Annotated in this window: 11 protein-coding genes; 7 read left to right on the top strand and 4 right to left on the bottom strand. The window is 39.2% G+C overall.

The features are described 5' to 3' along the window. The first annotated feature begins 40 nt into the window (after positions 1–40). The 3 genes from H0S58_RS09195 (at position 41) to H0S58_RS09185 (ending at position 2916) form a co-directional block, all read left to right on the top strand. The gene (locus H0S58_RS09195; RefSeq protein ID WP_195727590.1) at positions 41–1249 is read left to right on the top strand and encodes an FAD-dependent monooxygenase; all 1209 of its coding nucleotides are present in this window, start codon (positions 41–43) and stop codon (positions 1247–1249) included. Continuing rightward, complete coding sequence (locus H0S58_RS09190) at positions 1246–2490, top strand: FAD-dependent monooxygenase (protein WP_195726347.1); 1245 nt, start codon at positions 1246–1248, stop codon at positions 2488–2490. Before H0S58_RS09195 ends, H0S58_RS09190 begins: the two co-directional genes overlap by 4 nt. Positions 2491–2667: 177 nt before the next feature. Beyond that, entirely contained in the window at positions 2668–2916 is a 249-nt protein-coding gene (locus H0S58_RS09185; protein WP_053579889.1) for a hypothetical protein, read from the top strand. A 109-nt stretch (positions 2917–3025) separates the two neighbouring features. On the opposite strand, the gene rsmI is transcribed toward H0S58_RS09185, so the two are convergent. Next, complete coding sequence (gene rsmI, locus H0S58_RS09180) at positions 3026–3865, bottom strand: 16S rRNA (cytidine(1402)-2'-O)-methyltransferase (protein ID WP_092717673.1); 840 nt, start codon at positions 3863–3865, stop codon at positions 3026–3028. 402 nt (positions 3866–4267) lie between these two features. Here rsmI and H0S58_RS09175 point away from each other — a divergent pair, with 402 nt between their 5' ends. The 3 genes from H0S58_RS09175 to H0S58_RS09165 all read left to right on the top strand — a co-directional run bounded on the left by H0S58_RS09175 (position 4268) and on the right by H0S58_RS09165 (position 6325). Continuing rightward, on the top strand, positions 4268–4699 hold the full coding sequence (locus tag H0S58_RS09175; RefSeq protein WP_195726346.1) for a YraN family protein: 432 nt from the start codon (positions 4268–4270) through the stop codon (positions 4697–4699). A 65-nt stretch (positions 4700–4764) separates the two neighbouring features. After that, positions 4765–5448, top strand: a complete 684-nt coding sequence (locus H0S58_RS09170) for a BON domain-containing protein (protein ID WP_053579892.1) — start codon at positions 4765–4767, stop codon at positions 5446–5448. Beyond that, a complete protein-coding gene (locus tag H0S58_RS09165) occupies positions 5438–6325 on the top strand; it encodes an alpha/beta hydrolase (protein ID WP_193890076.1) in 888 nt (295 codons plus the stop codon). The genes H0S58_RS09170 and H0S58_RS09165 overlap by 11 nt, the downstream gene beginning before the upstream one ends. 1 nt (position 6326) lies before the next feature. On the opposite strand, the gene nudC is transcribed toward H0S58_RS09165, so the two are convergent. The 3 genes from nudC to dnaQ all read right to left on the bottom strand — a co-directional run bounded on the left by nudC (position 6327) and on the right by dnaQ (position 10273). Beyond that, a complete protein-coding gene (gene nudC / locus H0S58_RS09160; protein ID WP_092717685.1) occupies positions 6327–7100 on the bottom strand; it encodes an NAD(+) diphosphatase in 774 nt (257 codons plus the stop codon). Further along, complete coding sequence (locus H0S58_RS09155; protein ID WP_195726345.1) at positions 7100–8746, bottom strand: chemotaxis protein; 1647 nt, start codon at positions 8744–8746, stop codon at positions 7100–7102. The genes nudC and H0S58_RS09155 overlap by 1 nt, the downstream gene beginning before the upstream one ends. 126 nt (positions 8747–8872) lie before the next feature. Next, complete coding sequence (dnaQ, locus tag H0S58_RS09150) at positions 8873–10273, bottom strand: DNA polymerase III subunit epsilon (protein ID WP_195726344.1); 1401 nt, start codon at positions 10271–10273, stop codon at positions 8873–8875. A gap of 223 nt (positions 10274–10496) precedes the next feature. Here dnaQ and H0S58_RS09145 point away from each other — a divergent pair, with 223 nt between their 5' ends. Next, on the top strand, positions 10497–13745 hold the full coding sequence (locus H0S58_RS09145; protein ID WP_195726343.1) for a LysM peptidoglycan-binding domain-containing protein: 3249 nt from the start codon (positions 10497–10499) through the stop codon (positions 13743–13745). Positions 13746–13772 lie beyond the last annotated feature (27 nt).

Here is a 13772-nt window from a genome sequence, read left to right as displayed (position 1 = left end):
CATTTCAATAAGCATTAGTAAGCGATCAGGAGTAGATATGGTGCAGCAGCAAGTCATCATCGTAGGGGGTGGAATGGTCGGACTTAGTCTAGCCTTGATGTTAGCCAAAGCCAGCATTGCGGTAAAATTACTCGAAGCCATCAAGTATCCCAATTATGATGATGCTGATCTTACACCATATCACTCCAGTTTTGATGCGCGTAATAGTGCTTTGTCACGTCGTAGTGTTCAAATTTATCAAGAGCTTGGGTTATGGGATGCACTTCAAGTGCATGCTACACCTATTTTTGAAGTCAATATTACGGAACACGGCAGTTTTGGTAAAGCACGTCTAAAAGCAGCACAAGAGAAAGTCGAAAATTTCGGTCAGGTGATTGAAAATGCGTGGTTGGGGCGTGTGCTATTGACGGAAGTCAAAAAACAGCCACTGATTGAATTGATTGATGGGGTGCAAGTCACATCTCTCAAACAAAATAAAGATCAGGTATATATTGAAGCGCTACGCCAGGACCAATGCTTGTCCTTGCAAACTGCATTGTTGATTGCTGCCGATGGTCGCGATTCTTTTTGTCGTCAAGCTTTAGGCGTTGGCGCGAGTGAACATGATTATGACCAAGTTGCAATTGTGACGACAGTTCAAACCTCAAAACCCCATCAACATATTGGCTTTGAGCGTTTTAGTGCTTTAGGACCTTTGGCACTTTTACCTTTACCGGGTGAATACCGTCGTTCTGTGGTGTGGCCGGTAAAAAAAGGGACTGAACATGAGTGGTTAGGCGATGAAAATGACCAACACTTTCTAGATGCTTTGCAGCAAACCTATGGTGATCGTGCGGGTAAATTTCAAAAAACGGGTCGTCGTTTTAGTTTTCCTTTGTCACAAGTACTCGCGGAAAAACAAGCGATTGGTCGTGTAGTGTTAATGGGTAATGCTGCACATACTATTCATCCTGTAGCAGGACAGGGTTTTAATCTCTGTATGCGTGACGCCTACGTTTTAGTACGTTCTCTCACTGAACAACTGTCCAAATCAGATGATATTGGTGAACCTACTATGTTGCTTGCGTATGAGCAAGCACGATTAAGCGATCAACAACGAGTCATTAAATTCTGCGATTCTGTAGTGCGCGGTTTTAGTCATCAAAATCCAATGTTAAAGTTAATCCGTAATTCGGGATTAATTGCTTTTGACATGATTCCCGGTGTAAAACCTTTAGTAGCAAATTATGCGATGGGGTTAAAAGCATGAGTCACATTCAAACGGACATTTTAGAGGTTGTGATCGTTGGTGGTGGTTTGGTGGGTGGACTCACTGCTTTATTGCTGGCACAAGGTGGCGTTCAGGCGACTGTATTAGACGCGGCTCCCGTATTGAATGAATCCAAAGTCTTGAGTACAGCCAATCCGCGTGTTTTAGCTTTGAGTCAAGCCACCATTCATTTGCTTAAAACGGTGAATGTTTGGCATGAAATTGCACGTCAAATGCCCTATAGCGGCATGCAAGTGTGGAATAAAAATGGGTATGGTGAAATTAATTTTGGACAGATGAGTTCACATATACCAAGTGAGGCACAAACCTTAGGTTCAATGGTTGAACCGAGTATTCTAAACTTAGCCATTCAGCAAAAAATGCTTGAACAATTAAAAGATTATCGGACGCAAGTTAAAGTAATGCGTGTTGAGCAAGGAATAAATGTTTGGCATATTTATCTTGCAGATGGCACACAACTCACCACGAAATTGGTGATTGGTGCTGATGGCGCCAATTCATTTGTTCGTGACCAAGCTTTTATTGATCTTGATATTTTGGATTACCAACAAGCAGGTTTAACCTGCGCGATACGCACGGCAGAGCCACATTTGCATGCTGCACGTCAAATTTTCCTTGAAACTGGCCCATTGGCTTTTTTACCAATGTCGAGTTTAAAACCTGAGCAAGAGGGTTTTTGGCAGTCTATTGTTTGGACATTGCCTAATGATTTCGCAGAGGAATATGCAGCTCTAGAGGATGACGCTTTTACAGCACTTTTAAGCCGTGAAAGTCACTACATGTTAGGTGAGGTTTTAGAAGCTACTCCACGTGCTCAATTTCCATTAAAAGCACGTGCGGCACAACAATATGTCAAAGCGGGATTGGCATTGATTGGTGATGCTGCGCATGTCATTCATCCATTGGCAGGGCAAGGGGTCAATATAGGCTGTTTAGATGCTGCGATTTTATGTGATGTGCTGCTTCATGACCTTAAACGTGGCGTATGGGCACATGAACAAACCCTAAAGCGCTACGAACACCTGCGTAAAGGGCAAAATGATGCCATGATGCACAGTATGTCAGCGATTGGTTGGATGGAAAAAACCACATTTTTTCCTGTTGTTTGGGCGCGAAATTTCGGCTTAAAACAGGTTGAGCAACGTAGCTCTTTAAAAGATGCTTTTATGTCTCAAGCCAATGGATTAAGCAGTTTGCAAAATACCTGTTATGCGATTTAAGAGGGTAGAGCTACTTTCTATACAAATATTTATATAAGTTTACTTTTTTGATTAAAAAAAATACGTTTTTTGAGTATTTGACTCTATGCGAAACGCTCAGAGATTGTTAAATTTCTTCCTAATTGCAAACCAATTTAGATTGGAATGAAAAACGTCATTTGTGGGGGAGAAACAACAATGACAGATATGAATGATTACGATGATGCAGAAGAAAATGCAGTCGATGATGATGAAGCAAAAGCTGCTGAAAAAGGTGCATCTGAAAGTGAAACCACACCGACCGATGGAGATGTTGCAGAAGCTGAAACACTCACTGTGACGGCTAAATTAAAACAACGTCAAGCGTTAGAAGATGAAGTCGCAGCATTTCTTGCTCGTGGTGGTCGCATTACTGAAGTTCCTGCGGATGAGTCTGCGCAAGATTAAGGCTTTAGCGAAATATTTATGTCTTGAAATCTATCAATTGTTGAAACTATATTCTTGTATAAAAAAAGCATCACAACTGTGATGCTTTTTTTGATTTTCATTCTTTATTTTAGTCTTTATGGGTCAATTCTAAAGCACGCTGATAAGCCACTTTCTTTTTTATTCCGGTTAAGTCAGCTGCTAATTGTGAAGCTGCTTTAACAGACAAATCTTGTAAAAGGCGATTCAGTAATTGATCTAGCTTTTCTTGTTCCATATCTTTTTCTATAGTGGAGCCGCCCACGACCAACACAATTTCACCTTTTTTCTGGTGATGATCAGATTCAATCCATTCAATTAAATCTGCTAAAGTCATTTTTTTAATGGTTTCAAAGGTTTTGGTGATTTCTCTTGCAAATCCTACAGGACGATCAGCACCAAAAACCTGTGCCATGTCTTTAACCGAATCTAAAATACGATGCGGTGCTTCGTAAAAGATTAATGTCTGTGTTTCATCTTTTAATTTTTCTAACTGAATTAAGCGCTGAGATTGTCGAGAAGGTAAAAAGCCTTCAAAACTAAATCGGTCACTGGGTAGGCCGACAGAACTGAGTGCTGCAATTGCAGCACAAGCACCAGGAACAGGAGTCACTCGAATACCATGTTGTTGTGCAGCACGCACCAGTTTAAAACCGGGATCACTAATGAGTGGAGTACCCGCATCACTAATCAAAGCCATGTTTTCGCCGTTAAGCACTCTTTGAATGAGCAGGTCGATTTTATTACTTTCATTGTGTTCATGACATGCAGTCAAAGGTGTAGAGATATTAAAATGCTTCAAGAGTTGAGCAGATGTGCGCGTATCTTCTGCAGCAATAATACTGACCGATTTTAAAACCTCGATGGCACGATAAGTAATGTCATCTAAGTGCCCAATTGGGGTGGCTACAACAAATAATTGAGCACTCATTCGGTTTCTCCAAAATAAAAAAGTCTAAAATCATAAAAATCTAAATACTAAAAATAGTTACTGGTTTGTGGAATTAGGTTACACAAACTGAAAGCTGGGTCATTTTACCTGAATTTAGGGGCAGGGCATAAGCTTGATTTAGGGTTGACGTCAGTTGCATGAGTGCTTATTCAGCATTAACTTTCAAAATTGTAGTTAAAACTGTAAATTTAGATCAAAGCGTTAGTTGTTTAATGGGTTAAGTCCGATAAAATGGAAATAACAAGATTTTTTATTATTTGTGTATAAAATCAAAAAAATCAGTTGCTATAAAGCCCAAATCAAAGCATGTGTGACTTATGGCGTGAGTTAGCTTAGATGAAATTTAATAAAAAAATTAATAAAAAATGTGAGTAATTCGCAATGTCAGATGCTATACGGATATATCTTAATTTAGGCCAATGGGCAGAGAAACAAGCATTAAGTTTTTTACAAACTCAAGGATTTAGCTTAATTGTAGCGAATTATCATTGTCGTTATGGTGAAATTGATCTCATTGTGCAAAAAGATCAAGAGATTATTTTTGTTGAAGTAAAAGCGCGATCAAGCACTCGATATGCACAATCGTATGAAACGATTTCGCTTTCAAAACAAAAGAAAATTATGAAATCGGAATTGTGTTTTTTAGAGAATGAACCCCGTTTTTCCGCATTTTATTGTCGTTTTGATGTGATTTGTTTTGATTTTTTTCAACAATTTGCAAAAAAGATACAGCATGATTTTTCTAAATTCCCTTATGATCAACAATGGATTGAAAATGCTTTTACTTTTGATCAAGAGTTTATTAATCTTTGAACAAAATCAGAGCACAAATACTGAAATAAAACCAAATTCAAATTAGAGATGAGGAGTCTTGCTGAGTGTTTAACCGTATTGCAATGACGTTACTGTGTGTAGCAAGTTTATCTGGTTGTGCGAGTTTCATCTCGAGTGGCACAGGGTCATCACCAGTAGGTACAGAAAGTGGTGTTCGTTCACTTGGACAAGTCTTTATTGATTCTTCGATAGAACGGACTGCTAAAATAAATTTATATAAATTGGATGCGCGTTTCAAACAAGCTCGTGTAAATATTGAAAGTTTTCATGGAAATGTTTTACTGACAGGACAAGTACCTGATGCCCATTTAAAACAGTTGGCTGAAGATAACGTGCGGGCTATGACGGATGTCAAAACTGTACATAATTACATTACCGTGGGCAATCAGATTGGTTATAGCACGATTATGCAAGACACTACGGTCACTGCAAATACGCGTGGCTTGATTATGAAGGCGACTGTGGTTTCAGACAGTAAAGTACGTATTCATACTGAAGATGGTATTTTATATGTGATGGGGCGTTTGAATAATGCCGAAATTACTGATCTGAATCAGGTGTTGGCACAGGTTGGAAATGTGACCAAAATTATTACTCTGATTGATAATGTTGAACAATCACGCAGCCTGACGTCAAGCTTTAGTAGCCCACTGGTAAGCGCACAACCGACTGAGCAAACACCAGTGGCGATTGATCCTGATCAAGTTGAGCCTATAAATGCTCAGTAAGATGGCCCAATCTGTAAAATATAGTTTAAATCAAAAAATCGTAAGGGCGAAGTCAGCTTGTCAGGATTTTCGCCTTTACGATTTTGGTAGTTATGCCTTAAACCGTTTAACTCCACGCACAGGATATACGCTACACAAGAATATCGCTTACGGTTTAAAAGCCAGACAACGTCTCGATATTTTTTTTAGCGCTAGGCCGCGCTCACAACGGCCATTGATCGTCTTTGTTCATGGCGGTGCATGGCTACATGGAGATAAAAAAGACTATCGCTTTGTTGGTGAGGCTTTTGCCAAGGAAGGATATGACGTTGCGATTATCAATTATAATCTTGCACCAGAATATATTTTTCCCAGTTATATTGATGATTTGAGTCTAGCACTGAATTATTTAACCCAGCATCAATTGAAATTAAAGATTCAGGCTGAACAGATTATTTTGATGGGGCATTCCGCAGGGGCATTTAATATCATGTCTGCGCTGTATCATCCGCAGCCTTACAGTTTAAAATCCCGTGAAAAAATCCGTGCTGTGGTCGGTTTATGTGGGCCCTATCATTTTGATTATAAGGATGATCCTTTATGTGGAGATGCATTTGATCAGTCGGTCTCTTATCAGCATGTGATGCCTTATTATTTTGTTGAACCTAATAAGATCAAGCACTATCTGTTTACAGCATCCAATGATCAGGTTGTAGCGAAAACGAATGCAATTGATTTTGATCATATTTTGAAGAAAAAAGGCAATCATAGTCAAATGATTAGCATTCCTAGAACAGGGCATATTTCGATTCTAGGATCGGTTTCAAGCCTTTTTAGTCGTTACTTTCAAACTAAAAAACAGATTTTACATGTATTAAATGAAGCACTAGATAATTAATTTATAACCATTTTTGAGTATCGTCAGCGACGGGTGTGCCTTCGATGACATGTTTAATCATGGCATAGGCGATACTGCCTTTGAATGGAATTTCAGGCAGTTGATCAAATTTAAAAAATTCTGCATCGCTAATTTCTTCTTCTTGAAGCTCAATTTCCCCAGAAGCATACTCTGCACGAAAAGCCAGCATTAAATTGCTCGGGAAAGGCCACGGTTGACTGGCCAAATATTGAATATTTTTTACTTTTAATCCCACTTCTTCTAAAGTTTCCCGGCGCACAGCTTCTTCTAGCGTTTCACCCACTTCGACAAAACCTGCAATCAAGCCATACATGTTGGTTTTATTTTTTGCATTTTTAGCCAGTAATATTTCATCATTGCCACGAGTAATAATAGTAATCACACAAGGTTGCACACGAGGATATTGATGATAACGGCAGCTAGGGCAAATCATGGCATATTCAGAAGGATGAATATGGGTTTGATGTCCACAATGACTACAGAATTTATGATTTTTACGCCATTCTAAAAGCTGAATAGCACGACTGGCATGTTCGAATTGTTGCGTGTTCCAAAGCGTTAATAGCTGTCGTATGGGAACCAATTGTAATCCTGTAGGAATAGGCTCATCTTCGAGCAGATCACGGGCAATCACTCGATCACCCGTATTCATTTGAAGGTCACTTGCTAAACTTTCAACTCGAGGTAGTTGAAAATGGTGATCCACTAAAAGTTGTTGTTGATGGAAAATATAAGCAAGTGATAATTCAGACATTAGGCCACTATTTTTTTCAGGTTTTCACTACTTTTCAATGCTACATTAAACATGGCTTGTAATACAGGTTGTTTGTATTTTAAATTGTCAATCATCATGTCGGCACTGGCTAATGTATCGAGTATTTGATTAATCTGTTCAGGTTCAATATTCGTTGAGCTTTCAGATTGCTGCTGAATAAATTTAGCTGCTGTCTGAATAGCAATATACCCAGTTTCTGCATTTAAGAATATTATTGCGCCTGCAATTTCACAGAGTTGAGTTGGGGTGTTTTGCAACAGTGCTAAATCTTTATCTTGTAAATAATGAACTAAATTTTGGCTACAAAGCTCAATCACTGCTTTAGTTTCGTTGAGTAAAGCAACATGTGCCTCATCCAAACGATCTAAAGAAATATTCATGTTATTTACACGCAGTTGTAAACGGCTTGATGTGTAATGGCGCTCTAATATTCCAATTGAATTCATTGCAGATAAAATACAATTCATTAATTGTTGTGCAAAATTTTCATTTTTAAGTACTTCAGTATTACTTAATAGGCTTGCCTGACGCGATAAGTCGTGATGTGCTTCATTTAGGTTCAGCACTTTGAAAATATTGGCTAGATTGGTGAGTTTATCTTGTAGCTCTTGAGTTTTTTCAGGCGACATATTTTGATAGTTAAATTCGATATCATTACGTACTTGATGCATTTCTGTGGTTACAAGTTCACTAATGGTATGGATGGTATCAAAGTCTGGGCCATATAAATGACGGCTAAACACTTGTAATTGGGTATCGGTAAGGTGATCTTCAGCGATATTAAGTTGACTGCGAATCTGTTGAGCTAGGTTATCTTCCTGACTGATACATAAACTTAAAATGTTGGCCAAATCGCTCATCGTGGCATTAAAACGCTCAGGTGCATTGAAATAGTGTGCCATATTTCTTTCAATACTAATCAGTGTACGTAAACGTGGATCATTTAGCAGTAATTGATCAATTTGATTGAATGCAACATGAACCAGTCCCCAATATTGCTTGCTGATTGTAGTGTTAGACAAACCTGCTAAATATGCACCGACCAGTTTAATTGCTTGAATATCAAATTCAGTTTCTTGTTGTTTGAGCAATTTATTCAAAGATAATTTATATAAACGATGAACATACTCAGATTTTTCTAATGTGGGTGCTACAGGTAATTGAAAATCAGGGCTTAGAAAATCTAGTAAGGCTTCAATATGCTGACCTTCTGAGGTAAGCGGTTTATCCAAAGCCATTTCTAGACGATTGAGTGTATCAAGTAAGAATTGTGGAATTTGTACTTCGCGTAGACAAATAAACTCAATATAACGCTTTAGCATAGTGGTACCTTCACTTAAGGCAACCACTTCTTGAGTATTGATTTGCGTCGGGTGTTGCATGATTTTACGCATTAACTCGGCAGAATACTCAGCGATTTTAGCCAAATTCGGCATATCAATCAGGGCAAGAACATGTGCGCATTGCTCAAACTGATTGAGTGCATCATCAATACCAAAAGGTAAAACTTGGTCTTCTGCTAAGCTACTTACCGCTGATTCGACTAATTTAATTGAGTTATCAACCTCATTTTTTATTATCAGCAATGCAGTCGGGTCAAAATGAATAGAGGTTTGGTAAGACATTGATCTGCACCTTTCCTAGTGTTTTATCTGATTATGAGCAGCCAATTAAGGGCGAAATTTCTTTATGTCTAACTATAGCGTAACTGCTAAATGTTTAAATACAAAAAACCTCTAAAAATGTAGATTTTATTTTGTAAAAAGACAAGCTGTTCCATGTTTTTCTTCAAATTGTTTGACCCACATCTCATGTTCTTCAAGTTCTTGTTCAGAAGGATAAATAACAGGAAGCTTTAAAATAGGCAGGTTTTCACGTGCATTTTGAGCGTCACGTTGCTCACTTTCACTCAAGCTATCCATATCGAATGAAACTTGACCACCTGTCATGGCTAAATAAACATCAGCTAAAATTTCAGCATCGAGTAAGGCACCATGGAAGGTACGATCTCGTTGAGGAATTTCATAGCGACGCACTAAGGCATCAAGCGAGTTTTTTTGCCCTGGATGCTTATTTTTTGCCATGGCCAAGGTGTCGGTCACTTCGCAGACCTCTGATAAGCGCGAAAATCCAGCGCGCTTAAATTCCATGTTTAAAAAGTTCATGTCGAAGGTGGCATTATGCGCAATAATCTCGGCACCCTTTAAATACTCAAAAAGAACCTCCGCAATTTCTGCATATACGGGTTTATCTTTTAAAAAAGCATCTGAAATACCATGAATATTTTCAGAGTCACCCACTGGTTTTTGTGGATTAACATAAATATGAATCGAGCTACCAGTAAGTTTACGATTCACCATTTCAATGGCGCCAACTTCGACAATCCGATCGCTGTCCTGAAAATAAAAACCTGTGGTTTCAGTATCTAGAATAAGTTGTCTTGGTCCATAAACCTGTTTTGTTCGAGGGGTGATCACAATGTGTGGGTGTGTTGTGCTTGATTCAGGCACAGCAACAGGGGCTAAGGTGCTGGCTTGATTATTCGTTTCAGTGGAGAAATTTTCATTTTCAATACGTGCTGACTCCATTCCATCTAAAACTTCACTTTCATCCTGTTCATTAGATTCCATTAAGTCGAAGCCGAATGGGTCATCGAGAAGCCAATCTTTTTCATCTTTTTTTTTATCATCTAAACTTTTTTCTGCTTTCAATGCGAGATTTTTCATTGAGGCTAAAGTTTGGTCTGCACCAAGGTTGGCCAGTTGATCGGCCATTTCATTGCCTGCATGACCTGCATGTCCTTTAATCCAGTTCCATTCAATTTCACGACCTTGGCAGGTTGCATCCAACAGTTTCCAAAGATCGGGGTTTTTAACATCTTTCCAATTTTTCTTTTTCCAGCCATGAATCCATTCAGTTATCCCTTGTTTAACATAATTAGAATCTGTCCAGATAATAAGTTTGGCATCGGTTGGGCAAAACTTAACGCCTTCAATCGCAGCAGTGAGTTCCATCCGATTGTTGGTGGTATCAGGTTCACCACCAAAAATTTTATGCTCTTCCGATTCAGTAATAATATAAGCACCCCAACCGCCTAAACCAGGATTCCCCCGACAAGCGCCATCGACATAAAGAGTGATTGTTTGAGCCATAAAACCAAATCCGAAGCAGTAAAAAGAGAATTAATTTGAATGTACTAAAGACTGTATTGTATAACGCAATTACACTGTCGTATTGCATAACCTGATTATTTTTTAATTTCTTGTAACATATATACTGAAATAGCATTAAATTATTGCCTTGTGTCTGTCACATGCTTCACTACAATGTCAGTTCTAAAAAATAAATTTTATACGAGTTGTTTGGATATCTTTTATGTATAAACCAACCGCGATTTTGTTGCAGCCTTCATTTCCTCATTTTTTTAAAATAACTGTCTTGGGGTCAGCGCTTGCTGCTTTGGGTCTGACTGGCTGTTCTTCGAGCCAAAGTGCAACCCAAAGTTCAAAATCGAACATGGTTGGTTCAGGCTATTTAGATGCGAATAGTTTGGACTCATTGGAAGATTTACTTTCCGCAACAGATATGCGTGCGGTAGAGGGTGATCGTCTATTAATTTTAAAACACGGTGATGTGTGGAAACGCATGACGGTGGGTTTTAAAATGGATCAAACCCATTGGGATTCGCGTATTGAAGCGCAGCGTGGTTGGTTTATTTCGCGTCAACCCTATTTAGATCGTTTAAGTGCTCGTGCGTCTCGCTATCTTTATCACACCGTTAAAGAGGCAGAACGTCGTGGTTTACCGACTGAACTGGCATTGTTACCCATTATTGAAAGCTCTTACGATCCTGCCGCGACCAGTAGCGCTGCCGCAGCAGGGATGTGGCAGTTTATTCCAAGTACAGGACGTATCTATGGTTTAAAGCAAACCAGTTTGTATGATGGTCGTCGTGATGTAGTGGAATCAACGCGTGCCGCCTATGAGTTTTTAGGAAGTTTATACAATCAGTTTGGTTCATGGGAATTGGCATTGGCTGCCTATAATGCGGGTCCAGGACGTATTCAACAGGCGATTAACCGCAACAAAGCAGCGGGTTTACCGACGGATTACTGGTCACTTAAACTGCCTCAAGAAACGATGAATTATGTACCACGTTTTTTAGCAGTTGCACAAATTATTAAAAATCCAAATGCTTATGGTGTGTCACTACCCCCGATTGCCAATCGTCCACATTTTAGAGAAATTGCTGTTGGACCAGTCAATTTAAATGAAATTGCTTCAATCACGGGTTTAAGTCGCGCTGAATTGTATCAGTTGAATCCGGGACATCGAGGAGATCAAATTGATAGCCAAAGCCCAATGCGGATTATTATTCCTGCCGATTTAAGTCCATCAATCGATGCACGAATTAAAAAATTATCACCAAATTCTGGCGGTTTATGGGCCAACACAGCTAAACCATTTACGCCTGAAAAATCTAATCCTCCCACTTTAAATACACAACAGATTACACCTGCTAAAACAGCTCCCCCTGCATTGCAGTCAAATACTACTGTAGTTACAACTGCTTCAAAGACACCTATAGCGTCTAATCCAGTACTTGCAGCAGCATCAAAATCTAAATCAACCCCTCAAGGTTCGGCAGCTTTAGCTTCTTTTGCTGCGAATAGTGATATTCCTAGTGCGCCACGTATTCCTGTTGCCGTGAATCAAGTTGCAAATGTGAAACCTATATCGGTAGAACCTGCATTGTCTGCGGCTGAACGGGAACAAATTTTGGCTGCTGTAAAAGCGGAAGGCGAAAATAAAACGGTAGAACAAGTTTTACAGCCCGTCGCCAGTAAAGCAGAACAAGAAAAGGTGGTGGAGGAGCTAAAAGCACTAGCACCTCAAGGTACAGAAATTGTTGATCCATTTGACGGTAAAATTAAATTAACTGCTATTCAGACCAGTCAGTCGATTGCAGAACAACAAGGTAAAGAGTTAACCAGAGGATTTGCATATCCAAAAGGAGTAGCTGAAAATACCCGTGCCGATTCTGAAGAAGCCAAACGGAACCAAGGTAAAAATTACGTTAGAACTGATTCAGAAGTCGTGGTCAGTCCTCCTAAAGGTAAACGCAGTACCTATACAGTGTTACCGGGTGATACTTTAGCCGTGATTGCAATGAAGAATGGTTTGAACTGGCGTGATGTAGCAAAGTGGAATCAGATTGATCCGAAATCTCCTTTGTTTGTGGGAACCAGTATTTATTTATATGACGCAAAACCGCAAAATACAGAGGCATCTACTCCTGTAAAATCAAAAGCTGAAAGCTATGTGGTGCAGGCAAATGATAACTTGACAGGGGTGGCAAGTCAGTTTGGGCTTTCGGTGAAACAATTGGCCGATTACAATAATTTATCGCTCAACAGTGGTTTACGTTTAGGGCAAAAACTCAATTTAAAGGAAACTGTTCAAACTTCACCTAGTAACTCAGACACGCAAGTGGCGCGTTCTAATGCTGTGTCTAAAATCAAGACTAAACCGTATGTAGTAAAACGTGGTGAGTATTTAAAATTGATTGCGGAGCGTTATGCTTTGTCAAATCAAGAGTTGGCCGATTTAACCACAGGTTTAACTTCGAGCAGTAGCCTTCTAATGGGACAAAAAATTAATGTTCCTCTTCAAGCTATCGAGTCTAAATCGGACAATCAGTCCAATGAAAAAATTAGCTCTAAAATAGACAATGTGAGTGTTGAACCGACTTATAAAGTTGAAAATTATCAAGTACAGCGGGGTGATACGTTAACCAGTATCGCCTTGCAATCAAAAATTTCGTTAACGGAGTTGGCTGAGTTAAATAAAATTTCGAATACTGGTGGTTTACGTTTGGGGCAGGTGATTAAAATTCCAGCAGGATCAACTGTTCCAGAGACGTATACAGTCCAGTCAGGAGACAGTCTATCTGTTATATCTGCTAAATATAATGTGGGTATGGACTATATTGCGAATCTGAATGGTATCAGTCGTACTACAGGTTTACGGGTAGGGCAACGTCTCAAACTGACAGGGGAAGAAACAGCATCAACTCGTACAGATGCTAATGTTGAAAAATCCAATACACAAAAAAATAGTGATATTCATTTGGTTAAATCGGGTGAAACACTCAGCAGTATTGCCAAAAAATATCATTTACAGTTGAATTATCTTGCCGAGTTAAATGATTTATCTCGCACTGCAAATGTACGTGTTGGACAGCGTTTAAAAGTTGAAGGTGAAGCGGATCAAGCAGAGACCAAGTCAGAAGTAAAAACGGCCAAAACCTCAAAAAATTCGAAAAATACAGATTCTTATACTGTGAAATCGGGTGAGTCTCTCAATGTGATTGCCAATCGAGTAGGAATATCGGTGGCAGAATTGGCCGAACTCAACGATCTAAATGCACGTTCAGGACTGCGAGTGGGACAACAGATTACGATTCCAAAAGTGGTGACTGAATACAAAATTCAACGTGGTGATACTCTTATTGGGTTGGCAAACCGTTATGGTTTGGATACGGCCAAATTGGCTGAAATGAATGCGATGCAGCCGAATACTCAATTGCGTATTGGTGCAATCATTAAAGTCCCAAATTTATAACGCTGTAAAGACAGGGAGTAGGGAAGA

Source organism: Acinetobacter sp. TTH0-4 (assembly GCF_015602665.1).
Classification (GTDB): domain Bacteria; phylum Pseudomonadota; class Gammaproteobacteria; order Pseudomonadales; family Moraxellaceae; genus Acinetobacter; species Acinetobacter albensis.
The sequence above is the reverse complement of the archived record's forward strand: the minus strand, read 5'-3'. Positions and strand labels throughout refer to the sequence as shown.

What these genes read in the sequence shown, in the direction of transcription:
- H0S58_RS09145 (WP_195726343.1), top strand. Translation starts at nt 10,497, where the DNA reads ATGTATAAACCAACCGCGATTTTGTTGCAGCCTTCATTTCCTCATTTT.
- H0S58_RS09175 (WP_195726346.1), top strand. Translation starts at nt 4,268, where the DNA reads ATGTCAGATGCTATACGGATATATCTTAATTTAGGCCAATGGGCAGAG.
- H0S58_RS09165 (WP_193890076.1), top strand. Translation starts at nt 5,438, where the DNA reads ATGCTCAGTAAGATGGCCCAATCTGTAAAATATAGTTTAAATCAAAAA.
- nudC (WP_092717685.1), bottom strand. Translation starts at nt 7,100, where the DNA reads ATGTCTGAATTATCACTTGCTTATATTTTCCATCAACAACAACTTTTA.
- H0S58_RS09155 (WP_195726345.1), bottom strand. Translation starts at nt 8,746, where the DNA reads ATGTCTTACCAAACCTCTATTCATTTTGACCCGACTGCATTGCTGATA.
- dnaQ (WP_195726344.1), bottom strand. Translation starts at nt 10,273, where the DNA reads ATGGCTCAAACAATCACTCTTTATGTCGATGGCGCTTGTCGGGGGAAT.
- H0S58_RS09185 (WP_053579889.1), top strand. Translation starts at nt 2,668, where the DNA reads ATGACAGATATGAATGATTACGATGATGCAGAAGAAAATGCAGTCGAT.
- H0S58_RS09190 (WP_195726347.1), top strand. Translation starts at nt 1,246, where the DNA reads ATGAGTCACATTCAAACGGACATTTTAGAGGTTGTGATCGTTGGTGGT.
- rsmI (WP_092717673.1), bottom strand. Translation starts at nt 3,865, where the DNA reads ATGAGTGCTCAATTATTTGTTGTAGCCACCCCAATTGGGCACTTAGAT.